Genomic DNA, 22,873 nt, shown 5'->3' with positions numbered 1-22,873 from the left:
ACAGAAAATCTCTGCCAAACGGGGTTGACCTTTGCGCGATCCGTCCACCATGTAGGGGCATCCGATACAGACCGCAACGAACAGGGGGCCAACATGGCATTTCAACTTCCCGATCTTCCTTATGCGCATGACGCGCTGGCCGCGCATGGCATGTCCGCCGAGACGCTGGAGTATCACCACGACCTGCATCACAAGGCCTATGTGGACAACGGCAACAAGCTGATTGCCGGGACCGAGTGGGAGGGCAAGTCGCTGGAGGCGATCATCACCGGCACCTATGACAAGTCCGCCGTGGCGCAATCGGGCATCTTCAACAACATCAGCCAGTTGTGGAATCACAACCAGTTCTGGGAGATGATGAGCCCGAAGAAAACCGGGCTGCCCGGCGAGCTGGAAAAGGCGATCAAGGACAGCTTTGGTTCTGTCGATGAATTCAAGGCGCAGTTTTCCGCCGCCGGTGCGGGGCAGTTCGGATCCGGCTGGTGCTGGTTGGTGAAGGACAGCGACGGGTCGCTCAAGGTGACCAAGACCGAGAATGGCGTCAACCCGCTCTGCTTTGGCCAGACCGCGCTGTTGGGCTGCGACGTGTGGGAGCATTCCTACTACATCGACTTTCGCAACAAGCGGCCCGCTTACCTTGCCAATTTCCTCGATAATCTGGTCAACTGGGAAAACGTCGCCTCGCGGCTCTGATCCTGACGCATAGCCGGTTTGCGCGCCCCGTCCGGACTTTCGGACGGGGCGTTTTCATGCAAAGGGAAAGCTGCTGAGCCGGCGGGGGAGTGGAATGCGCGAGTCGACCAAGGGGATCATGGCGATGGTCGCCACCTGCACGGTTTGGGGACTGTCGGGGATCTATTACAAGCTGCTCGATCACATCCCGCCGATAGAGATCCTGGCGCATCGCACGCTCTGGTCGTTTTTCTTTTTCGCGCTGGTGTTGCTGGTTCAGGGTCGGATTTCGGTTCTGGGTCAGGCGCTGGGCGCGCGCCGGTCGCTGGTTCTGATCGGGTTTGCCGCGCTCATGATCTCGACCAACTGGTTCGTGTTCATCACCTCGATCCAGATCGGCAAGGCGGTGGAGGCGTCGCTGGGCTATTACATCTTTCCGCTGGTCGCGGTGCTTCTGGGCGCGGTTGCGTTTCGCGAAAGGTTGGGCAAGGCACAGCTTTTCGCCGTCTGTCTCGCGGCCACGGCGGTGATCACGCTGACCATCGGTCTGGGCGTCCCGCCCTGGATCGCACTTGTTCTGGCGTCAACATTCGGTCTCTATGGACTTGTGAAGAAGGGGCTTCCTCTCGGTCCGGTGGTTTCGGTCACCGCCGAGGTGCTGATCCTGTCGCCCATCGCGCTGACGGTGCTGTGGTGGTTTCATTCGGGCGGGCGGGGCGCATTCGGCACAAACTGGCAGGACAGTCTGCTGCTGGCGTTTTCCGGGATTCTCACCGCCACGCCGCTGATCATGTTCAGCTATGCCACCAAGCGCATCACCCTGGCCACGGTGGGCCTGGTGCAATATCTGAACCCCAGCCTGCAGGCATTGGTTGCCGTCATGGTCTTTCGCGAGGTGTTCAGCCTGTGGCACGCCATCGCCTTTGCGATGATCTGGACCGCGCTGACGATCTATACCGCCGCGAGCTGGCGTCAGGACAGGGCCGCGCGCAGGGCGATTGTCAATTCCTGAACCGTATCGACCGGCTGCATGTAATTGCGCAGGGTCGGGTCGGCAAAGCCCTGCGCGATCACATGCTCCATCAACAGGATGAGGGGTTGCCAGTATCCTTCTGTATTAAATAGGTAAATCGGCTTGCGATGCAGGCCGAGCTGGCGCCATGTCAGCACTTCGAAAAACTCGTCCAGCGATCCGGCGCCGCCGGGCAGAACCACGATGGCGTCCGAGTTCATGTACATGACCTTCTTGCGTTCGTGCATGGTTTCGGTGACGACATATTGGGTCAGGTCGCGTTTGCCGACCTCCTTGTCCACCAGATGCACCGGGATCACGCCGAAGGTGACGCCGCCCGCCGCCTGCGCCGCCCGCGCAGTGGCCCCCATCAGGCCAACATCCCCCGCGCCATAGACCAGCCGCCAGCCATATTCGGCCAGCATTTCACCGACCGCGGTGGCGTCCTCGCCATATCTGGGATTCCTGCCGGGACGCGCGCCGCAAAAGACACAGACGGAACGGGTTGTCATCAAATCACTCCGGGCTGATGCAGGGTTGTTTTGACCCGTGATAGCCTTGTTGCTATTCTCCGGCAACCGGGCGCGGTGTCCGGGCAGGGGATGCAAGGAAAAGATGAAGAATTATGCAGGGTTAGGGGCCGGGCTTGTGATCGGGGCCGCGGCTGTCTCGGTGGTGGGCGCGGGGGCGCTGTATCTGGCGGGTCTGCTGGTCCCCGCGCCCGAACCGGCGCAGGATCCTGCGCCGGTGGCGCAATCCGCCACCGCGCCCGAACCAGAACCCGAGGCGGCACAGACGCCGGATGCAGAGGTGGCGGCGGCGACAGGAACCAATGAAACGCCACCTCTGCCCGACCCGCCGGGGATTGATACCTTCCGGCTGGAGCCCGACGGGCAGATGGTCGTTGCGGGACGCGGCGCGCCGGGATGGGACATCTCGATCCTGATCGACGACACGCCTGTTGCATCCGTTGTTCCCGACCATACGGGGAAATTCGTGGAATTTCTGCAACTGCCTGCCAGTGACCGGCCTCGCATCCTGACGTTGGGCATGCGGTCCGCCGCAACTGGCGAGACGCTTAAATCGCGCGAGGAGGTCATCATCGCGCCGACGCCGGGGCGGGTCGAGACCGCCGAAGCGAAACCGGCTGAGGAGGCGGAGGCGACAGAAGCGACAGAGGCAGCGAGCGCCAAGGCTCCGCAGGAACCGGAGCGGGTACCCGAAACGGCAACTTCGGAGGTTGCGGCTGAGACGGAGCAGGCGACCGCCGCGCCGGACGAGACCGCCCCGTCCGAATCTGCGGCGGCAGAGGCGCCGCCGGCGGATCAGCCGTCTGCGCAGCAGCAGACCGTGCTCTTGTCCGACGAAACCGGCGTTCGCGTTCTGCAGGCCCCCGCGCCCGAACCGGCCCCCGAGGTCATGTCGAGCGTGGCGCTGGATGCGATCACCTATTCCGAGGCTGGCGATGTGCAGGTCTCGGGTCGGGCCGCAGGCACCGGATTCGTGCGGATCTATCTGGATAACGAACCGGTCACGACATCACGGATCGAACTGGGCGGAAGCTGGCGCACCGAGTTGCCGCAGGTCGATGCCGGTGTCTACACGCTGCGGGTGGACGAGGTGGATGATCAGGGTGTGGTCACCTCGCGCGTCGAAACACCCTTCAAGCGTGAGGATCAGGCGATACTGACCGAGCGCCCGGTGGAGGAAAAGCCGGAACGCATAGAGGTGGTTACGGTGCAGCCCGGCTCGACCCTATGGGCGATCTCGCGCGCGGCCTATGGCGAGGGTATTCTCTATGTGCGGGTCTATGAGGCCAATCGTGACCGCATCCGCGATCCCGATCTGATCTATCCCGGACAGGTCTTTACCATTCCGGAATAGGCCGGGCTGGCAATCCGAACGGCACAGGGCTATCTGTTGGGCAAGTGATTGAAAAGGCTAGCCCATGAGCCATGCCCGCGTAACCAGCTCTGATCCGCCCGGTAATGGATGGCGCACCATCCGCCGTGTGGCGCCCTATCTGTGGCCTGCCGGTCAGCCGGGGATCAGGCTGCGGGTGATGCTGGCGCTGGCGCTGTTGCTGGTGGCCAAGCTGATTGCGGTGGGCACGCCGTTTTTCTACAAGGCGGCGGTGGATTCGCTGGCCGGGGAAGGCCAGAGTGCGGCGTGGATGCTGGGCGCGGGGGCAATCGGGCTGACCGTGGCCTATGGCATGGCGCGGCTGATGAACGTGGGTTTTCAGCAGTTGCGCGATGCGGTTTTCGCGGTCGTGGCGCAGCGCGCGCTGCGTCGGCTGGCGCTGCGGACCTTTCAGCATATCCACCAGATGTCGCTGCGCTATCACATCACGCGCAAGACCGGCGGTCTGAGCCGGATCATCGAGCGCGGCGTCAAGGGCGTCGATTTCCTGCTGCGCTTTCTGCTGTTTTCCATCGGGCCGCTGGTGCTGGAACTGGTGCTGGTGGGGATCGTGCTCTGGGTGCTGTTCGATTTCTGGTATCTCGTTGTGGTGATGGTGGTGATCGCGGCATACACTTGGTTCACCTTCAAGGTCACCGAATGGCGGGTGCGCCTGCGCAAGGAGATGAACGATCAGGATACCGACGCCAATCAGAAGGCGATCGACAGCCTGCTCAACTATGAGACGGTCAAGTATTTCGGTGCCGAAGGGCGCGAGGCCGCGCGCTATGACGCGGCCATGGCGGGGTATGAGCGGGCGGCGTTGCAGACCGCCTATTCGCTGGCGTTCCTGAATTTCGGACAGTCGTTCCTGATCACCGGCGGGTTGATCATCGTGATGGTGATGGCAGCGGTCGGGGTCCAGAACGGGGTGATGACGGTGGGGGACTTTGTCATGGTCAACGCCTACATGATCCAGATCACCATGCCGCTGAATTTCCTTGGCACGGTCTATCGTGAGATCCGGCAGGCGCTTGTCGATATGGGGGAAATGTTCGAACTGCTGGAGCAGCCGCCGGATGTCAGGGACAAGCCCGGCGCGGCGGTTCTGAAGGTGAACGGCGCGGCGATCCGGTTCGATGCGGTGAATTTCGGCTATGACCGCAAGCGCCCGATCCTGAAATCGGTCAGTTTCGATGTGCCCGCCGGGCAAACCGTCGCGGTTGTGGGACCGTCAGGGTCGGGCAAGTCGACCATCGGGCGGCTGTTGTTCCGGTTCTATGACGTGCAGTCGGGCAGGGTGACGATCGACGGGCAGGATCTGCGTGATGTGACGCAGGATAGCCTGCATGCGGCCATCGGCGTGGTGCCGCAGGATACGGTGCTGTTCAACGACACGATCGGGTATAACATCGCCTATGGTCAGGACGGGGCCACGCAGGCCGAGATCGAGGAGGCGGCGCGCGCGGCGCAGATTCATGATTTCATCAGCGCCCTGCCGGACGGCTATCACACCACGGTGGGCGAACGCGGACTCAAGCTGTCGGGGGGCGAGAAGCAGCGGGTGGGCATTGCGCGCACATTGCTGAAGAACCCGCCCATCCTGTTGCTGGACGAGGCGACGAGCGCGCTGGATACCGGGACGGAGCAGGAAATTCAGGGTGCTCTGGCGCGTGCGGCGGAGGGGCGTACGGTGATCATGATCGCGCACCGCCTGTCCACCGTGGCCGGTGCCGATAGGATTATAGTTCTGGATCAAGGGGTTGTGGCAGAAGAGGGCACGCATTCCGAACTGTTGGCAAGGCAGGGGCGCTATGCCGCCCTGTGGAACCGGCAGGTGATGGGCGAGGACGAGGCGGCGGCGTGATCCGGGGCTGTCACGGGGCGGTTACCTTGTCTGGTTATGTATCCTGCAAATTTGCGCTACATATCGCACTTGTAAGGTAACGAACGCGATATATAGTGGAAGTCAGGACGGGGGTGGTCTGACCCCCGGCGGATGTGGCGGCAAGGACCGGGGTGAGAGGGTAGTCTTTCAGATGGACGGCGATTTCAGGACCGAATTTGTCAGGGAGCCCGCGGCATTGCGGCACTTCCCGGCGCTTGTGCTCAACGCCGACTACCGACCGCTGTCCTACTATCCGCTATCGCTCTGGACATGGCAGGAGGCGGTCAAGGCGGCCTGGTCGGATCGGGTGGATATCGTTGCCGAATACGATCACTGGGTCCGAAGCCCGAGTACGGAAATACGCATACCCTCTGTCATCGTTTTGAAAGACTTTATAAAACCTCAAAAGCGCGTGGCCTTCACGCGCTTTAATTTATTTCTGCGGGATGAATTCAGATGCCAGTATTGCGGGTCGAGGGGGGATCTGACCTTTGATCATGTGGTGCCGCGCGCGCGTGGCGGGCGGACAAGCTGGGAAAACGTCGTTGCCGCTTGCAGTTCGTGCAACCTGCGCAAGGGTGCGCGGAGTCTGCGTCAGTCCGGCCTGACGCTGCGCAAGCCGCCGCGCTGTCCCGAGGCCGAGCAGTTGCGCAATCTGGGGCGCAAGTTTCCGCCCAACCACCTGCATGAAAGCTGGCTGGATTTTCTCTATTGGGATGCCGAACTTGACGCCTGACGGGCGCGGGTGGACGGCACGACATCGCGATATGATTTGGCGGCGGCAGATTTTGTCCTAGAACAATGAGCATTATTTGACGGATCGCTCCGTTCGGGGCGGCCGGATGTTTGGAACAAGGAGATTTGGCATGTGTCTTTGCTGTGCCGAGATTGCTTTGATTGATGGTGAAGCGATTGATTGCTGTCTGTGCGGCGCGCCGCAGACTCAGGCAGCCTTTGCCCGGATCGCGGCGGATCTGGACCGGCGCGCGATGCTGGGCGGAACGGCGGCCATTCTGGGCATGTTCGCGGGTTTCGGTCTTGTGCCGTCGGAGGTGCGGGCACAGACGCCGGGGCGGCCAATTCTGCTGACCAACCTGCGTTATTTCGATGGCAGCACGCTGGCCATGCGGGAGGGGCGCGATATCCTGGTCGAGGCAGGGCGGATCGTGGCCCTGCCGCCTGCCGGACAGGGACCGCAGGAGGCCGAGCGCATTGATTGCGGCGGACGTGCGGTCATTCCGGGGCTGATCGACGCGCATTGGCACAGCACGCTGGTGGCGGTGACGCAGTTGCAGGCGATGGCGGGGGATATCGGTTTCGTGCATCTGATGGCGGGGCGCGAGGCGGGGGCGACGCTGCGGCGCGGCTTTACCACGGTGCGCGATACCGGCGGGCCGGCGTTCGGGCTGAAGCTGGCGATCGACCGGGGGGCTATTCCGGGACCGCGCATTCTGGCCTCGGGGGCGATGATCTCGCAGACCTCGGGGCATGGCGATTTCCGGTTGCTGAACGAGTTGCCGCGCGCTGATGGCGATCTGAGCTATAGCGAGCGGGCTGGTGTCGTGGCGATTGCCGACGGGCGGGCCGAGGTGCTGCGCCGCACGCGCGAGCAGTTGATGAAGGGCGCGAGCCAGATCAAGATCATGGCGGGGGGTGGTGTGACCTCGCTCTATGATCCGCTGGAAAGCCTGCAACTGACAGAGGACGAAATGCGCGCGGCGGTCGAGGCGGCAGCCGACTGGGGCACCTATGTCTGTGCCCATGTCTACACGCCCGAGGGTATTCAGCGCGCCCTGCGGGCCGGGGTGAAATCCATCGAGCACGGGCAATTGGCGGATATTGAAGCCGTGCGGATGATGCGCGAGGAGGGGGCATCGTGGTCGATCCAGCCATTCCTGATGGACGAGGACGCCAATCCCAGGACCGATCCGGTTCAGCGCGCCAAGCAGGAGGAGGTTTCGGCCGGGACCGTGCGCGCCTTCGAGATGGGAATGGCGGAGGGGGTCAACATGGTCTTTGGCACCGATATCCTGATGAACCCGGCGGGAGCGGCAAGTCAGGGCCGCCAACTGGCCAAGCTCACGCGGTTCATGCCGCCTCTGGAGGTGCTGCGCATGGCGACGGGGGCGGCGGGTGAATTGCTGGCGATGTCCGGCGAACGGGCCTCGTATGACGGGCGGCTGGGGGTCATCGCCAAGGGGGCGATGGCGGATCTGCTGGTTATCGAAGGTGATCCGCAGGCGGGGCTCGACTGGCTGGACAGGCCCGACGAGAGCCTTGCGTTGATCATGAAAGGCGGGGCCGTCGTCAAGGAGCAGGTGCAATGATCCGGAGTATTCTGGGCGCTTGGGCGCTGCTGTCCGGAATTGGCGGCGCGGCCTCTGCGCAGGACTGGAATGTTCAGGTCACGCCCTATCTCTGGGGCACCGGGGTTGGCGGGTCGGTGACGCCGGTGCGCGGCGGGCCGACGCTCGACTTCGACGAGAGCCTGTCGGATATTCTTGGCGACCTCGAGGCCGCGTTTTTCCTGTCTGGTTATGCGCGATACGGGCGGTTCGTGGTGCTGGGCGATATCTCGGCGTCGCGCAGTTCGCGCAGCGGCACCGTCCCGTCGCTGGGCCTGCCGGTCAGTGCGAGGCTGGAGCAGAGATCGCTGACGCTGGCGGCGGGTTATCGGGTGATTTCAGAGCCCGAGGTCGCGGTCGATCTGCTGGCCGGGTTGCGGCACTGGCGGGTCGAGGCGGCGGCGCGCACGCCGGTGCCGGGGCTTGCCGCCGGGCTGGATGCCGACTTTGTCGATCCGGTGCTGGCGGCGCGGGCCAATGTCCGGCTGGCTGAGCGGTGGTCGCTGATCGGCTATGCGGATATCGGCGGCTTTGGTGCGGGGTCGGATTTCACGGCGCAGTTTGTGGCCACGGTGAACTGGCAGGCGAGCGAGTCGCTCTACCTGTCGGCGGGGTATCGGCATCTGCATGTAGATTACAACAGCGGCGGGCGGGCGTTTGACGTGAAGTTTTCCGGTCCTCTGGTCGGGTTGACCTATCGGTTCTGACCTGTGGGCGGGCGGATATGCGGCTGCCTAGGGGTTGAAGGGCGAAGCCTCCTGAAAGACCCATCGTGATGTGGTGCCGATTGGCCCCGTGACCCAGGCGGTCGGCGAAAACTCGACCCAGCGTCCGGTGGATCTGCGTCCGGCGCCGGGCTGTTGCAGATCAAGGCGTGCGGTTCCCGTCAGGTGGAGTTGCAGCCCCCGGTCAAAGTCCACAAAGCTCAGACCGGCGCGGGGATTGAGATGGAGATTGCCGAGCGTGTTATACATCGCGTTTCCAACATAGTCGGCGAAGCGCAGGACAGAGCCGTGCAGTTCGACAAATCCCGGTGCGCCGCCGCGATGCGAGGCATCGACCGGGCCCTCGGGATGCGAGGAGGCGATAAAGAACGTATCCGCCGATGCGATCAGGGCAAGGTGATCCGAGGTCAGCGTCGTTCCGTGGCTGTATTGCGCGGGAGTGGCGGGTGCTGGCTGTGGTTCGGCGGCGCGGCGCTGAATATACTTGGGGCAGTTGGGATAGGCGCGTTCCACCTCGATGACAAAGCCGTCGTCGGACACCTCTCGGGCAAGTCCGTTGACGCGCAATCGGGTCCGGCGGGTCAGGTCGATCTGAAGCGAGCCGACCGGCGCACCGTCACGCAGGAGCGACAGCACCGGATCTCCAAGGGTCATGACCCGGTTCCCGGCAAGAGATACATGCAGGCGTTTGCCGTCATCCGAGGGTTCCATGAAGCCGGGTGCGCCAAAGAGGGTCGTGGCCCATATGGCGCCGTCCCCGGCGGCAGCGCCAAGCACGCAGATCTGCTGTTCCCTGAGAAAACTCATGGATCCCGCAGGGATGGCATCAAAGAGCGCGCGGGTCAGGCCAAGTGCCCTGGGTCTGTCGCCGTAGCGTTCCTGAATCGCGATTTCGCCGTCATGATAGGGGGCAGAGAGGGCCATGGTCGAATATCCCGGATCGGGGACCGTGCCGGGAATATGCGGCACGGTCCGGTGGGTGAGAGGATCAGAAGGTCAGGATCCGGTAGCCGTCATCGAGATAGGCCGACAGGTCGATGATGCCGTTGGTGCCGGGGATCGCCTTGTTGCGGAGCAGCGCGAGACCGGAGGCTTCGGCCTCGGCGGTTGCGCCAAACACATCCGCACAGCCGCCGCAGACGCCGACGATGGTGTCTTCGACCGCTTTGAAGAGGGCATGGGCGGGGTGATCGGACTTTACCAGTTCGGCAGCCCAGCGGACGCCGGTGCCCTGAAAGAGCACTGCGACGCTCTGTTTCTTTTCCTTGAGTTCGTAGGCGAGGAACAGGGCGTTGAACAGGCGACCCAGGGCCTCCTGCGATTGTGCCGCCGGATCCGAATAGACGACGATTGCAGTTTTGGTCATTGTTTGTCTCCTTTAACCGAACGTTCGGTAAAAAACGATTTGCAGGATGTTGTTGCGATTGTCAACAGAATTGTTTACCGTCCGTTCGGTAACGTGTTGCTGAGGTGATCCCGATGGCCCGACCGGTCCTGATTGAGGATGATGCGCTTCTGGCGAAGCTGAGCCGTGCCTTTCGCGAGGTCGGGTATGACGGCGCGACGGTTGCCATACTTGCATCGGCGACGGGATTGAAGAAGGCGAGCCTTTATCATAGGTTTCCGGGTGGCAAGGAACAGATGGCGCGTGATGTCCTGTCGGCTGCCGAGGCATGGTTGCAGGCGCGGGTGATTGCCGTGCTCAGGGCGCAGGGCCGGCCGCAGGATCGGGTCGCTGCCATGGCAGACGCGCTGGACAGCTTTTATTCCGGGGGAAAGCAATCCTGTCTCGTCAATGTCCTGTCGGCCGATTTTGGCACAACAGGCCCGTTTTCGGATCAGGTGAGAAGGTTGGTGCGTGATCTGTCCGAGGCGATTTCACTGGTCATGCAGGACGCGGGGATGGGCGCGCAGGATGCCGATCTGATGGCAGAGCAACTGCTTTGCGAGTTGCAGGGCAGTCTGGTCCTGTCACGGGTTCTGGGGACCACCCGGCCATTCGAGAATTTTTTGCTGCGGCTGCGGGATCTGCCGGAACAGGCGGGGCGGTTGCGACCATGAAAAAGGCACCGCTGCCGGGCAGGGTGCCTTTATGGTTGACCGCGTGATGGACGGGTCTGAAGCGGTTAAGCGTCTGCCGGTTTGTTGGGCTGTGCTGCTGTCGCCGGGGTCGGAGCGGTCGGTTTCGGAGCGCTCTTGTTGTTCGTGAGCGGGTCATCCTGACGCTGCACGGACCCCTCGAAATGGGCGCCGGATTCGATGGCGATGGTCTTGTGGATGATATCGCCCTCGACCCGCGCGGTAGAGGTCAGGCGCACCTTGAGGCCGCGCACGCGACCGACGATGCGGCCATTGATGACCACGTCATCGGCGATCACCTCGCCCTTGATGGTGGCGCCTTCGCCGATGGTCAGCAGATGCGCGCGAATGTCGCCTTCGATGGTGCCTTCGACCTGGATATCGCCGGTGGTTTTCAGGTTCCCGGTGACATGGAGATCCGACGACAGCACCGAGGCGGGCGGCTTGGCCTTGGGGGCCTGCGCCTTGAACTCCGTTCCCGCGTCGGGCCGGGCCTGGTCAAGCCGGTTTTCCGGCGGGGCGGGCTTGGCCTCGGCGGGCTTTTGCGCGGGTTCGTTGATTTTGCTCTTAGAAAACATTGTTTGCAGCCTTGATATAGATCATGGGGTTGACGGGCTTGTCGCCGACGCGGACCTCGTAGTGTAGATGGGTGCCGGTGGAACGTCCAGAATTTCCCATATCACCAATCCGTTCCCCGCGCGAGACCCTTTGCCCGGGTTTGACCCGGATTTGCGAGAGATGAGCATAGCGGGTCTCGATCCCGAACGCATGCCTGATCTTGATCAGCCGACCATAGCCCGCAAGCCATTCCGCGTGGGTAACGACACCGTCGGCGGTGGCGTAGATCGGCGTGCCTTGCGGCGCGGCGAAATCGGTGCCGCTATGCATCCGGCCCCACCGCATGCCATAGCCCGAGGTGTAGCGAAATGCATTCTTGACCGGCAGGGCGAAGGGCGCTTTCTGTGCCGCGATCCGGTAGAGATTGATTTCGTCCATGCGGTCCAGGATGCGGTTGGCGCGTTCGGCATCGGGCGAGGGGGCCGCACCTTTGGTGGAGAATGACAGGGGTGTCAGCGGACCGCCCTGGCCCGAATATCCCTGACGCACGGTGTTGAGCAGGCTATCGGTATCGAGACCCGCCGCGCGGAACATCTTGTCCAGCGGTTCGACCGAGATTGCCATGGCGTCTTCGAGCTGGCTGAAGATCTGGTCGTTCTGTTCCTGCAGGAGCCGCAGTTCATGCGCCATTTCATCGGCCTGAACCAGCGCGGCCTGGGCATTGGCGATGGTCAGGTCCCGTTCTGCGGCCGCGTCCTGCAGGGCCTCGGCCAGAAAATCGACGGTTGCGTCGCCGGGAATTGTGCCGATCTTGTCCTCCAGAGTGCCGTCGCTCTTGAGCGAGAGTGCAAGCTGACTGACCTCGGAGCGCGCGATTTCACGCTCGGTCATGGTGCGCCGCAGGGTGGTCTGGATCACCTCGATGCCGGTTTCCAACTCGTGACGGCGGATTTCGGAGGCGAGCAGCTCGGACTGCATGGCGGAGATCTGTTCCAGCGCCGAACTGAATCGTTCCTGGGCGGCGATGGCCTCTTCGGCGCGCTTGTCGCGTTCCGAGGATAGCGCATTGAGGCGCATCTCGTAGGTTTGCAGATCGCGCTTGGCCTGTTCGCGGAAATTTCCCGAGCCGATACTGTCCATCACCAGGACAGAGGTGGCGATGATCGCCCAGGCCACGATTGCCGCCGCGCCGGAACAGGCGATCAGTTGGGTTGCGGGGCGCAGGCGAATGAAGCGGGTGTCGGTATCGGAGCGCAGAAAGACCCGGCGTTCGGGGAAATGTCGCTCCAGCAGGATGTGCAGTCTTATTGCAAGTCGTGTTCTCACGCGGTCTCTTCCCTTGTCGCCCTTCCGGTTCTGACGCTCTTCTTGACCTCCCGGCGTCCCACAGCGTGCTTAGCCAGACTGGCTGGTGTGGGCAAGAATTTTGACCACCGGGACAGGAAATCCGGGCCGTTTCCCGCCGGGGTGGCGAAAAACCGCCGATCGCCAAAGGCTTGACGCTCAGCGGGCTGGGGCGATTTCGGTCAGCGGCCAGTAGAAATCCGGGGGGATGCCGGCCTCGGCGCGCTTTTCCTCGTTGAAGGGCGGTTTGAGGGCACCGTGGAAATAGCGGCGGACGAGGGCGTGAAACGTCTCTTTGGGATCAAGTTCGTGACGCCCGCAGAGAAAGTGAAACCATTTCGAGCCATAGGCCACATGATGCACCTCTTCGGCATAGATCACCTGCATCGCCTCGACGGCCTGTGTCTCGTTCGCGCGCCTGAAAATGTCGATCATGCCGGGGGTGACATCGAGGCCGCGCGCCTCGAGCACCATGGGCACGACGGCGAGGCGGCCCATCAGATCGTTGGCGGTATCTTCGGCGGCGCGCCACATTCCTGCATGGGCGGGCAGCGCGCCGTAATGGCTGCCAATCGCTTCAAGACAGTCGCATATCATGTTGAAATGTTTTGATTCCTCGTCTGCGGATTTTACCCAGTCATCGTAGAACCCAAGCGGCATCGGGATCTCGGCGAAGCGTGCGACGATGTCCCAGTGCAGGTCCACGGCATTGAGTTCGATATGCGCCACCGCGTGCAGCATGGCAATGCGGCCCTGTTCGCTGCCCGGACGGCGGCGGGGCACATCGCGGGGATCGAGCAGTTCGGGGCGCGCGGGCCGGGCGGGGCGCAGCGGGGGTTGCGCCCGCCCCAGCGGAATGTCGCGCCCTTCGGCGCGGGCGGCAAACCAGGTTGCGGCATGGGCGCGCGACAGCGCCGTCTTGACGCGGCCGTCGGCGGTGCCCAGCACCTCGACGGCCATTTGCGCGAGGGTCGGCGTGGTCACAGGGATTTCACCGCCTCTAGCACCTCTTCGGCATGGCCGGGCACCTTGACCTTGCGCCAGACCTTGGCGATACGGCCATCGCTGCCGATCAGAAAGGTGGAGCGTTCGATACCGAGGAATTTCTTACCATACATGCTTTTTTCTCGCCAAACGCCATATTTTTCACAGATATCCGAGTCAGCATCGGACAGGAGCGGCACGGTCAGGGCGTGTTTGTCACGGAATTTGTCATGGCTGGCGACGGTATCCTTGGAAATGCCAAGGACAGTCGTCCCGGCGTCGGCGAAGGCGTCCGCGAGGCCGGAAAACGCCACCGCCTCTGTCGTGCAGCCGGATGTGTCGTCGCGGGGGTAGAAAAACAGGACGACAGCGCCGGGACGCAGCGCCGAGAGCGTTACAGAACCGCCGCCGTCGCGCGGAAGGGTGAAATCGGGGGCGGTTTCGGAGATGTCGGGCATGGGGGATCCTTGTGATGAAAAAATGTGAATTCCATATTAGCCCGCAAAAGGCGAGAATAAAGGCCGAGGCAGCAGAGGCGCGGAAAACGCCCCCGAACGGATAGGATGAGCACGACCACGACATCAGAGACGCGCGCGCCGCAAGATCCGGCGCAACCCGAGCGCAAGTCCGCCCGACGCGGGCGGCGGGTGCTGTGGCATCTGGGGCATGTCTGTTTCGGATGTTCGGTGCTGGTGCTGGTTGTTGCGGGTGCCCTGACGCTTGTTCTCGGGGTCGGTCTGAGCGCACCGGCCTGGCTGAAAGAGCGCGTGGCCAGGGGGATCAGTGACGGGCTGCCGGGTTACGTGCTGCGGTTCGACGACATGTCCCTGACGCTGGAACGCAATCTGGTGCCGCGTCTGGCACTGCGCGGCGTGGCGATTGCGGGAGCGGACGGAGGGCCGCTGGCCAAGCTGTCGGCCCTGGAGGTCACGGTGGCGCCGGGGCCGCTGTTGCAGGGCGAGGTGCAGCCCGCGACCGTGCGGCTGGAAGGCGGGCAATTGCTGTTGCGGCGGCGGGCGGACGGCGATCTGTCGCTGGCGCTGACGGGACCGGATGCCGCGCAGGACACAGGCGAGCCGCAGAGTGTCGCCTCGCTGACGCAACAGATCGGTGCGGTGCTGGCCCGCCCGGAATTCAGCGCCCTGCGCGAGGTGACGGCGGACAATCTGAGCCTGCGCTACGAGGATGCGCGCGCGGGCCGCGCCTGGACGGCGGATGGCGGGCAGGTCCGGCTGACGCGCGAGGGGGCGCTTATGGGGCTGCGCGGCAACGTGACGGTGCTGGGCGCGCGCGATTATGCCACCACGCTGGAGGTCAGCTATGGTGGGCTGATCGGTCAGGTGGCGGCGGAATTCAGTGTGAAGTTCGAGGATATGCCGGCGGGCGACATTGCAGGGCAGTCGCCCGCGCTGGCCTGGCTGGGGGCGCTGGATGCGCCGATCTCGGGGGCGCTGCGGGCGAGGGTCGATACCGAGGGCGGGCTGGGGCCGCTGAACGCCACACTGCAGATCGGAGCGGGCGCGCTGCAGCCGACCCCGGCGACGGAACCGATCACCTTTCGCTCCGCGCGCAGTTATTTCACTTATGATCCCGGAGCACAGGAAATCGTGTTCAGCGAACTGTCGGTCGACAGTGCCTGGGGCAGCGCGCAGGCCGAGGGGACGGCGCGGCTGGTGGGGATGGAAGCGGGATGGCCCCGTGAGTTGCAGGCGCAGATCCGGGTGGGTGAGATCATCGCCAACCCGGCGGATGTCTATCCTGCGCCGGTGACCTTTGAAGGGGCCACGATGGACCTGCGTCTGCAACCGGATCCTTTCGTGCTTTCGATTGGGGCGTTCCGGTTGCGCGATCAGGGGCAGCAACTGACCCTGCACGGCGAAGTGCTCGGGCGGGACGACGGCTGGGATCTGGCGCTGGATGGCGCGCTGGACGGGCTGGCCCCCGATCGGCTGCTGGCGCTCTGGCCCGAGGCGATGCAGCCCAAGGCGCGCACATGGATCGAAAAGAACGTGCGCCATGCCGATCTGAGCAACATTCAGCTTGCCATTCGGGCCGTGCCGGGCGGAAAACCCGACCTTGCCCTGGAATTCGACTATGAGAATCTGGAAACCGTTTATGTCAGGGACGTGCCCCCGATCACCGGCGGGGCGGGGCATGCCTCGATCTTTGACAACTGGTTCGTGATCCATGCCGAGCGCGGGCAGGTGATGGCAGCGCAGGGCGGGCGGATCGACATTTCGGGGACGAGTTTCGTCATTCCCGATCTGCGGCTGAAGGAAGGCCCGGCGCGTGCCCATCTGCGCACCGAGAGCACGATCACCGCGGCGCTGTCGCTGCTGGATTCCCCGCCGTTCAGGTTTCTGGAGAAGGCCGGGCAGGCGGTGACGCTGGCCGACGGGCGGGCGCGGCTGGAGGGGCGGCTGGATTTCATGCTGACCGAGCGGCTGAGGCCGGATGAGGTGGCCTTTGATGTTGCGGGGGAGCTGCATGATGTGCGCAGCGAAACGCTGGTCAAGGGCCGGGTGCTCGCGGCGGAACGGCTGACCGTGGAGGCGAGCAAGGACCATATCAGGATCGGCGGCAGGGCGCGGGTGGGCGCGGTGCCGGTCACGGGTGCGTGGGACATGGCCCTGGGCCGCAACCCGCAGGGCGAGAGCCGGGTCAGGGGGCAGATCGAGATATCTGAGCGCTTTGCGGACGAGTTCGGCATCGGTCTGCCGCCGGGCAGCCTGTCGGGTGCGGGGCAGGCCGATATCGAGATCGGATTTGCAAAGGGTCAGCCGCCGGAATTCGCGCTCAGTTCCGATCTGGCGGGGCTGGGGCTGCGCATTCCGCAACTGGACTGGGCGCTGAGCCAGGCGGCGACCGGGCGGCTGGATGTCGCGGGAACCCTGGGCGAGCCGCCCGAGATCGAGAGCATCGGCCTGAGAGCCGCGGGTCTGACGGCGCAGGGCAGCGTGCGCCTGAACTCGCAGGGTGCATTCGAGCGGGCCGATTTCAGCAATGTCGCGGTCGCCGACTGGCTGAGCGCGCCGGTCACCCTGATCGGGCGCGGGCCGGGTCAGACGCCCCGGATCGAGGTGCGCGGCGGCACGGTCGATCTGCGGCGCGCCTCGCTGGGCGGCAGTGGCGACGGGCACAGTGGCGGCGGGCCGGTGGATTTGCGGCTGGAGCGGTTGCAGATTTCCGAAGGGATGGCCCTGACCGAATTCCGCGCCACGCTGGACACCGCGGGCGGCACCAGCGGCCCGTTCGAAGGCAGGCTGAACGGGATCACTCCGGTCACCGGACAGGTCATACCGATGGACGGGCGCAGCGCGTTTCACATCAAGTCCGAAGATGCGGGCGGGTTGCTGGGGGCCGCGGGGCTGTTGCAGCAGGCGCGCAACGGCAAGCTGGATCTCATGCTGACGCCCGCGCCGGAGCCGGGCAGCTATGACGGTGTGCTGGGGATAGATCAGATCCGGGTCAAGGACGCGCCGGTGCTCGCGGCGCTGCTGAATACGATCAGCGTGGTGGGGCTGGTGGAGCAGCTTTATGGCAACGGGCTGCATTTCGGGCGGGTCGATGCGCGGTTTCGTCTTACGCCCGAACGTCTGATCCTGCTGGAAGGCAGCGCGGTGGGGGCCTCGGTCGGGATCTCGATGGATGGCTATTACCATCTGGCGAGCAAGGCCATGGACATGCAGGGCGTCATCTCGCCGGTCTATGTGCTCAATGTGATTGGCGGGGTCTTTGCCCGGCCGGGCGAGGGGCTTATCGGGTTCAACTATACCCTCAGGGGACCGACATCGGATCCGGTTGTCGGGGTGAACCCGCTCTCGGCGATCACGCCCGGGTTTCTGCGTGAGGTGTTCCGCAGACCCGCGCCGACCGTCGATGGCAGGCGCCCGGCGGCGGTGTCGGGGCAGTCGGGGCCGGACGAGACCCGCGACCGGTCGTTCGATTACCAGAGACAGGACAGATGAACCCATAGATGGACCTATCGGATTTCGACTTTGACCTGCCCGAGGCGCTGATCGCCACACGGCCAGCGAAACCGCGCCGTGCGGCGCGGCTGCTGGTGGCGGAGGGGGACCGCATCACCGACGCGCAGGTGGCTGATCTGGGCCGCTGGCTGCGCCCCGGTGACCGGCTGGTGCTGAACGACACGCGCGTGATCCCGGCGCGGCTGAGCGGGCTGCGGCACCGGCGGGGCGCACAGGGGGCGACGGCGGCGCGGATCGAAGTCACCTTGCTGGAGCCGGGGGCGGATGGCACATGGGCTGCGCTGATCAAGCCGCTGAAGAAGGTCGCGGTGGGTGAGGAAATCGTGTTTTCGCCCGTGCTGTCGGCGGTGTTGGAGGCCAGAGAGGACGGGCAGGGGCGGCTCCGGTTCAATCTGACGGGCGAGGATTTTGACGCCGCACTGGCAGAGGCCGGCGCGATGCCGCTGCCGCCCTATATTGCCGCGCGTCGCGCGGCGGACGCGCAGGACAAGGTGGATTATCAGACCGTCTGGGCGCGGGTGCCGGGGGCCGTGGCTGCGCCCACGGCATCGCTGCATTTCGACGAGGTGCTGCTGGCGGACCTGGCGGCGATGGGGGTGACATTCAGCCATGTTACGCTGCATGTGGGGGCGGGCACGTTTCTGCCGGTCAAGGTCGAGGATGTGACCACGCACAGGATGCATGCCGAATGGGGCGAGGTCAGTGCGCGGGCGGCGCAGGAGATCGCCGCGACGCGCGCAGCGGGCGGGCGGATCGTCCCGGTAGGCACGACCGCACTGCGGCTGATCGAGACGGCGGCGCGCGCCACCGGCGAGGTTGTTGCCTGGCGGGGCGAGACCGATATCTTCATCTATCCCGGTTTCGACTTTCGAGTGACGGATGCGCTGATGACCAATTTCCACCTGCCGAAATCCACCCTGATGATGCTGGTTTCGGCGTTGATGGGGCGGACGCGGATCGGCAGGATCTATCAGCATGCGGTGGCTGAGGGATATAGGTTTTTCTCTTACGGGGACGCTTCGCTGTTGATCCCGGGCGCAAAGGCTGACAGGCGGGGCGCGGGCGGACCCGGCTGAGTCGTCTTTGGCGCAGCAGGTCAGGCGCAATCTGTCACGCTGCGGGCAGGACGCAAAGGAGAAGCACGATGTTCAAGGTGCTGTCGGGGGCCTGGGCCCTGTTGCTGGGCATGATGCTGTTGCAGGTCGGAAACGGCATGCAGGGCACGCTGCTGGGTATCCGGGGCGCGCTGGAGGGATTTTCCACCTACGAGATGTCGGTGGTGATGTCATCCTATTTCGTGGGCTTCCTCTTTGGCTCGCGCATGGCGCCCGAGATGATCCGGCGGGTCGGGCATGTGCGGGTCTTTGCCGCCCTCGGCTCGATGATCTCGGCGGTGCTGATCCTCTATCCGACGATCACCGAACCCTGGGCCTGGGCGGTGGGGCGGGTGCTGATCGGGTTCTGCTTTTCGGGCGTTTATGTCACTGCTGAAAGCTGGCTGAACAATTCGGCCACCAACGAGACGCGCGGCAAGGCGCTGTCGCTCTACATGATCGTGCAGATGATCGGCATCGTCTCGGCGCAGGGGCTGATGGTGCTGGCGGATCCGTCGGGCTATGTGCTGTTCGTGATCCCCTCGGTTCTGGTGTCGCTGGCCTTTGCGCCGATCCTACTGTCGGTCAGCCCGACGCCCGCCTTTGGCAGCACCAAGCCGCTGTCGCTGCGTCAGATCATGAACATCTCGCCGCTGGGCTGTGTCGGGATGCTGCTGACGGGCGGTGTGTTCGCCGCGCAATTCGGCATGGCGGCGGTTTATGGCGCCGAGGCGGGGCTGAGCGTGGGGCAGATCTCGGCCTTTGTGGCGTCGTTCTACGTGGCGGCGGTGCTGGCGCAGTATCCGCTGGGATGGCTGTCGGACCGGATGGACCGGCGCAAGCTGATCGCGGGCGTGTCGCTGGTGACCGGGGCGGGGGCGATGGTCGGGGTGCTGTTCGGCGACAACTACTGGATGTTGCTGGTCGCGGCGTTCATGGTGGGCGGGTCGTCCAACCCGCTCTATTCGTTGCTGATCGCCTATACCAACGATTTTCTGGAGCATGACGACATGGCCGCCGCAGCCGGCGGGATGGTGTTCATCAACGGTCTGGGGGCGATCGCCGGGCCGCTGATCGTGGGCTGGATGATGGGATTGATCGGGCCGGGAGGCTATTTTCTCTATATCGCGGTACTGATGTTCGCGATGGTCGCCTATGCGCTCTACCGGATGACGCAGCGCGCCGCGCCGGCGGTTCGGGATACCGACCGGTATATGCCGGTTTCGCCCTCGGCCTCTCCGATGGCGGTGGAGATTGCGCAGGAACTCGCCATCGAGACCGCGCAGGAGGGTCATCAGGACTGAATGCCGGGTATTTATGTCCCTTTTGTAGTAATATGTTACTGTGAAATCAGAGGAATTTCACGTTATCGTCAGACAATCGTCATAGGTGGTCGAGGAATGTCCTATGGTTTCACCCGAAGAAGTGTTGGGGTTCTGGCTTGACGAGGTCGGACCTGAAGGGTGGTATGAAGCGTCTGAGACTCTGGACCAGACGATACGGGACAGATTTTCAGGCGCCTGGGAGAATGCACGCCAGGGTGCCCATGCGCTGTGGCTGACCTACGCAAGCGGCACGCTGGCCTATATCATCCTGACCGATCAGTTTCCGCGCAACATGTTCCGGGGCGAGGCGCGTGCCTTTGCCACCGACCGGGTGGCGCTGGCCGCCGCCAAGGTTGCGATCAGCCGGGGCTGGGACATGCGGATCGACGAACCGGCGCGGCAGTTTTTCTATCTGCCGCTGATGCATTCCGAGAGCCTGTGTGACCAGGAGCGTTGCGTGCGGCTGATTTGCGAGCGCATGCCGCTGCATGGGCCGGAGAACATGATTCATGCCCGCGCGCATCGCGAGGTGATCCGGCAGTTTGGTCGTTTTCCCTATCGCAACGCGGCGCTGGATCGCCCCTCGACCGCGCTGGAACGCGACTATCAGGCGCAGGGCGGCTATGGCGCCACGCTGCGGCAATTGATGGCCGCGGCCTGAGCGCGCACCGGACAAGCGGCAACCATGCCACAGTGAACGCCGCCAGCGGGCGATTGCGCCGCCCGGAGCGTTGCTGCGTTGTGGTCTTTTCGAAAATAGTTTAATATCAAACTAAATTTGAAGCGGAGGATCGCATGGCGTCGAATACCTATGACATGATCGTAATCGGTGCGGGGCCGGGGGGCTATGTCGCCGCCATTCGCGGCGCGCAGCTGGGCCTGAAGGTGGCGATTGTCGAGCGCGAGCATATGGGCGGCATCTGTCTCAACTGGGGCTGCATTCCGACCAAGGCTCTGCTGCGGTCCTCGGAGGTGTTTCACCTGATGCACCGGGCCAAGGAATTCGGTCTGAAGGCCGAGGGGATCGGCTATGATCTCGATGCGGTTGTCAAACGGTCGCGCAACGTGGCCAAGCAGCTCAGTTCCGGCGTGGCGCATCTGATGAAGAAGAACAAGATCACGGTTGTGATGGGCGAAGCGACGCTGCCCGCCAAGGGTCGCGTCAGTGTAAAGACCGACAAGGGCACCGAAGAGCTGAGCGCGAAGAGCATCGTGCTGGCCACTGGCGCGCGGGCGCGGCAATTGCCGGGGCTGGAGGCGGATGGCGATCTGGTGTGGACCTACAAGCATGCGCTGATGCCGCCGCGCATGCCGAAAAAACTGCTGGTCATCGGTTCGGGCGCGATCGGGATCGAATTCGCCAGCTTCTACAACACGCTCGGGGCGCAGACGACCGTGGTCGAGGTGCTGGATCGCATCCTGCCGGTCGAGGATGCCGAGATTTCGGCCTTTGCGAAGAAAGCCTTTGTCAAACAGGGCATGACCATCATGGAAAAGGCCATGGTCAAGCAACTGGACCGGGCCAAGGGCAAGGTTACGGCGCATATCGAGACCGGCGGCAAGGTGGAGAAGCACGAGTTCGACACGGTGATCTCCGCCGTCGGGATCGTGGCCAATACCGAAGGGCTGGGGCTGGAGGCGCTTGGCGCGAAAATCGACCGCAGTTTCGTGGTGACGGATGACTATTGCCGCAGCGGCGTCGAGGGGCTGTATGTGATCGGCGATGCCACCAACGGCCCGTGGCTGGCGCACAAGGCCAGCCATGAGGGCGTGATGGTGGCCGAGCATATCGCGGGCGGCCATCCGCACCCGGTAAAGCCCGAGAGCATCGCGGGCTGCACCTATTGCCATCCGCAGATCGCCAGCGTCGGGCTGACCGAGGCCAAGGCGAAGGAGGCGGGCCACAAGGTGAAGGTCGGCCGTTTCCCGTTCATCGGCAATGGCAAGGCGATTGCCCTGGGCGAGCCGGAGGGGATGATCAAGACAGTATTCGACGCGGCAACCGGAGAGCTTTTGGGCGCGCATATGGTGGGTGCCGAGGTGACCGAGCTGATCCAGGGCTATGTGGTGGGCCGCCAGTTGGAGACCACCGAAGAGGATCTGATGAACACGGTCTTTCCGCATCCGACGCTGAGCGAGATGATGCACGAGAGCGTGCTCGACGCCTATGGGCGGGTTATTCATATGTAACGCCGGTTCGGGGGCGCCGCCCCCCGTCGCCCGATGGGCGACTCCCCCAGGGGTATTGTCGCCAAGAAGAAGCCGGGGTGCGGGAGCTGCTTGTGTCCGTCTGGCAAATGACAGCGCCTGGCGGCGGAACATGGGGGTGACAGGTGGCAAGTCTCAACCGGATCGTGATGCAGAAGACCTCGCGCCGATGGCTGTCGGATCTGAGTCCGGCGGCGATGGATGCGGCGGAGATATCCGGCAAGTTCGGGCGGCGATTCCAGTTCAAGAGCTACACGCGGTTCCGCTATCCCGGACATGACATCTGCCAGGGGCCGTTTGTGGACGATACCGGGCAGGTGTTGCAGTTCGATATCGTGCTGGCCAATCAGGTGTGGGAGCATCTGGACCGGCCCTATGCCGCTACGCGGCATGTGCTGGAGATGCTGCGACCGGGGGGATATTTCTGGCTGGCCGTGCCGTTTCATGTGCCCTGGCATGGCGACCCGGTGGATTGCTCGCGCTGGAGCGCGCGGGGGCTGAAGAACCTGCTGATCGAGGCGGGCTTTGCCGAGGATTGCATCAAGGCTGAACAATGGGGCAACCGTCATGCCGCGCGACGCAATCTGGAAGCGGTGTGGCCGCCGGTCCACGATCCTGAAACCGACGATCTGACCGATGAGCCGGATTTTCCGATCTGCGCCTGGGCGCTGGCGCGGAAATAGGCGGCGCGGCGCATGTTCGCGCTATGTTCGCAAAATTGGCTTGGAAGCCGGGCGCGTCTCGCCTA

Annotated in this window: 21 protein-coding genes; 14 read left to right on the top strand and 7 right to left on the bottom strand. The window is 63.9% G+C overall.

Going from position 1 to position 22,873, the window contains the following annotated elements:
- Window positions 1–93 precede the first annotated feature (93 nt).
- Both BSG08_RS06580 and rarD read left to right on the top strand, forming a co-directional pair.
- A complete protein-coding gene (locus BSG08_RS06580; RefSeq protein WP_093033930.1) occupies window positions 94–693 on the top strand; it encodes a superoxide dismutase in 600 nt (199 codons plus the stop codon).
- 94 nt (window positions 694–787) lie between these two features.
- Window positions 788–1,684, top strand: coding sequence for an EamA family transporter RarD (gene rarD, locus BSG08_RS06575; RefSeq protein ID WP_093033927.1), 897 nt, complete (start codon window positions 788–790; stop codon window positions 1,682–1,684).
- On the opposite strand, the gene BSG08_RS06570 is transcribed toward rarD, so the two are convergent.
- Window positions 1,645–2,196 (bottom strand): LOG family protein, encoded by a 552-nt coding sequence (locus BSG08_RS06570; RefSeq protein WP_093033924.1) that lies wholly within the window; start codon window positions 2,194–2,196, stop codon window positions 1,645–1,647. The genes rarD and BSG08_RS06570 overlap by 40 nt on opposite strands.
- A gap of 103 nt (window positions 2,197–2,299) precedes the next feature.
- Here BSG08_RS06570 and BSG08_RS06565 point away from each other — a divergent pair, with 103 nt between their 5' ends.
- The 5 genes from BSG08_RS06565 (at window position 2,300) to BSG08_RS06545 (ending at window position 8,526) form a co-directional block, all read left to right on the top strand.
- Window positions 2,300–3,568 carry a LysM peptidoglycan-binding domain-containing protein gene (locus BSG08_RS06565; protein ID WP_093033921.1) on the top strand — a complete coding sequence of 423 codons (1,269 nt, stop codon included), beginning with the start codon at window positions 2,300–2,302 and terminating at the stop codon, window positions 3,566–3,568.
- A 64-nt stretch (window positions 3,569–3,632) separates the two neighbouring features.
- The gene (locus BSG08_RS06560) at window positions 3,633–5,453 is read left to right on the top strand and encodes an ABCB family ABC transporter ATP-binding protein/permease (protein ID WP_093033918.1); all 1,821 of its coding nucleotides are present in this window, start codon (window positions 3,633–3,635) and stop codon (window positions 5,451–5,453) included.
- A 172-nt stretch (window positions 5,454–5,625) separates the two neighbouring features.
- Window positions 5,626–6,210 (top strand): HNH endonuclease, encoded by a 585-nt coding sequence (locus BSG08_RS06555; RefSeq protein WP_093033914.1) that lies wholly within the window; start codon window positions 5,626–5,628, stop codon window positions 6,208–6,210.
- 130 nt (window positions 6,211–6,340) lie between these two features.
- Window positions 6,341–7,801: a metal-dependent hydrolase family protein gene (locus tag BSG08_RS06550; protein ID WP_093033911.1), complete on the top strand. Its 1,461-nt coding sequence runs from the start codon at window positions 6,341–6,343 to the stop codon at window positions 7,799–7,801.
- Window positions 7,798–8,526, top strand: coding sequence for a hypothetical protein (locus BSG08_RS06545; protein WP_093033908.1), 729 nt, complete (start codon window positions 7,798–7,800; stop codon window positions 8,524–8,526). Before BSG08_RS06550 ends, BSG08_RS06545 begins: the two co-directional genes overlap by 4 nt.
- Window positions 8,527–8,553: 27 nt before the next feature.
- Here the strand turns inward: BSG08_RS06545 and BSG08_RS06540 are convergent, their stop codons facing one another.
- Window positions 8,554–9,468: a pyridoxamine 5'-phosphate oxidase family protein gene (locus BSG08_RS06540; RefSeq protein ID WP_093033905.1), complete on the bottom strand. Its 915-nt coding sequence runs from the start codon at window positions 9,466–9,468 to the stop codon at window positions 8,554–8,556.
- Between the two features lie 64 nt (window positions 9,469–9,532).
- Window positions 9,533–9,910 carry a DsrE family protein gene (locus BSG08_RS06535; RefSeq protein WP_093033902.1) on the bottom strand — a complete coding sequence of 126 codons (378 nt, stop codon included), beginning with the start codon at window positions 9,908–9,910 and terminating at the stop codon, window positions 9,533–9,535.
- A 113-nt stretch (window positions 9,911–10,023) separates the two neighbouring features.
- Here BSG08_RS06535 and BSG08_RS06530 point away from each other — a divergent pair, with 113 nt between their 5' ends.
- Window positions 10,024–10,605 (top strand): TetR/AcrR family transcriptional regulator, encoded by a 582-nt coding sequence (locus BSG08_RS06530; RefSeq protein ID WP_093033899.1) that lies wholly within the window; start codon window positions 10,024–10,026, stop codon window positions 10,603–10,605.
- A gap of 65 nt (window positions 10,606–10,670) precedes the next feature.
- Here the strand turns inward: BSG08_RS06530 and BSG08_RS06525 are convergent, their stop codons facing one another.
- The 4 genes from BSG08_RS06525 to BSG08_RS06510 all read right to left on the bottom strand — a co-directional run bounded on the left by BSG08_RS06525 (window position 10,671) and on the right by BSG08_RS06510 (window position 13,967).
- Complete coding sequence (locus BSG08_RS06525; protein WP_093033896.1) at window positions 10,671–11,201, bottom strand: bactofilin family protein; 531 nt, start codon at window positions 11,199–11,201, stop codon at window positions 10,671–10,673.
- Window positions 11,191–12,507 carry a M23 family metallopeptidase gene (locus BSG08_RS06520; RefSeq protein ID WP_175544713.1) on the bottom strand — a complete coding sequence of 439 codons (1,317 nt, stop codon included), beginning with the start codon at window positions 12,505–12,507 and terminating at the stop codon, window positions 11,191–11,193. The genes BSG08_RS06525 and BSG08_RS06520 overlap by 11 nt, the downstream gene beginning before the upstream one ends.
- Window positions 12,508–12,684: 177 nt before the next feature.
- Entirely contained in the window at window positions 12,685–13,485 is an 801-nt protein-coding gene (locus tag BSG08_RS06515; protein ID WP_093034297.1) for a ferritin-like domain-containing protein, read from the bottom strand.
- A 20-nt stretch (window positions 13,486–13,505) separates the two neighbouring features.
- On the bottom strand, window positions 13,506–13,967 hold the full coding sequence (locus BSG08_RS06510) for a peroxiredoxin (protein WP_093033893.1): 462 nt from the start codon (window positions 13,965–13,967) through the stop codon (window positions 13,506–13,508).
- A 105-nt stretch (window positions 13,968–14,072) separates the two neighbouring features.
- Between BSG08_RS06510 and BSG08_RS06505 the strand changes: the two genes are divergently transcribed.
- From BSG08_RS06505 to BSG08_RS06480, 6 genes are all read left to right on the top strand, one after another.
- Window positions 14,073–17,477, top strand: a complete 3,405-nt coding sequence (locus BSG08_RS06505; RefSeq protein ID WP_093033890.1) for an AsmA-like C-terminal region-containing protein — start codon at window positions 14,073–14,075, stop codon at window positions 17,475–17,477.
- Window positions 17,478–17,485: 8 nt separating this feature from the next.
- Window positions 17,486–18,574, top strand: a complete 1,089-nt coding sequence (gene queA, locus BSG08_RS06500; RefSeq protein WP_093033887.1) for a tRNA preQ1(34) S-adenosylmethionine ribosyltransferase-isomerase QueA — start codon at window positions 17,486–17,488, stop codon at window positions 18,572–18,574.
- Window positions 18,575–18,642: 68 nt separating this feature from the next.
- Window positions 18,643–19,896 carry an MFS transporter gene (locus BSG08_RS06495; protein WP_093033884.1) on the top strand — a complete coding sequence of 418 codons (1,254 nt, stop codon included), beginning with the start codon at window positions 18,643–18,645 and terminating at the stop codon, window positions 19,894–19,896.
- A gap of 103 nt (window positions 19,897–19,999) precedes the next feature.
- Window positions 20,000–20,578 (top strand): DUF924 family protein, encoded by a 579-nt coding sequence (locus tag BSG08_RS06490; RefSeq protein ID WP_093033881.1) that lies wholly within the window; start codon window positions 20,000–20,002, stop codon window positions 20,576–20,578.
- A 134-nt stretch (window positions 20,579–20,712) separates the two neighbouring features.
- Window positions 20,713–22,107, top strand: coding sequence for a dihydrolipoyl dehydrogenase (gene lpdA, locus BSG08_RS06485; protein WP_093033878.1), 1,395 nt, complete (start codon window positions 20,713–20,715; stop codon window positions 22,105–22,107).
- Window positions 22,108–22,250: 143 nt separating this feature from the next.
- Entirely contained in the window at window positions 22,251–22,808 is a 558-nt protein-coding gene (locus tag BSG08_RS06480; RefSeq protein WP_245770612.1) for a class I SAM-dependent methyltransferase, read from the top strand.
- The last annotated feature ends 65 nt before the right edge of the window (window positions 22,809–22,873 follow it).

The sequence above is a fragment of the Roseovarius azorensis genome, assembly GCF_900109455.1.
Classification (GTDB): Bacteria; Pseudomonadota; Alphaproteobacteria; order Rhodobacterales; family Rhodobacteraceae; genus Roseovarius; species Roseovarius azorensis.
The sequence above is the reverse complement of the archived record's forward strand: the minus strand, read 5'-3'. Positions and strand labels throughout refer to the sequence as shown.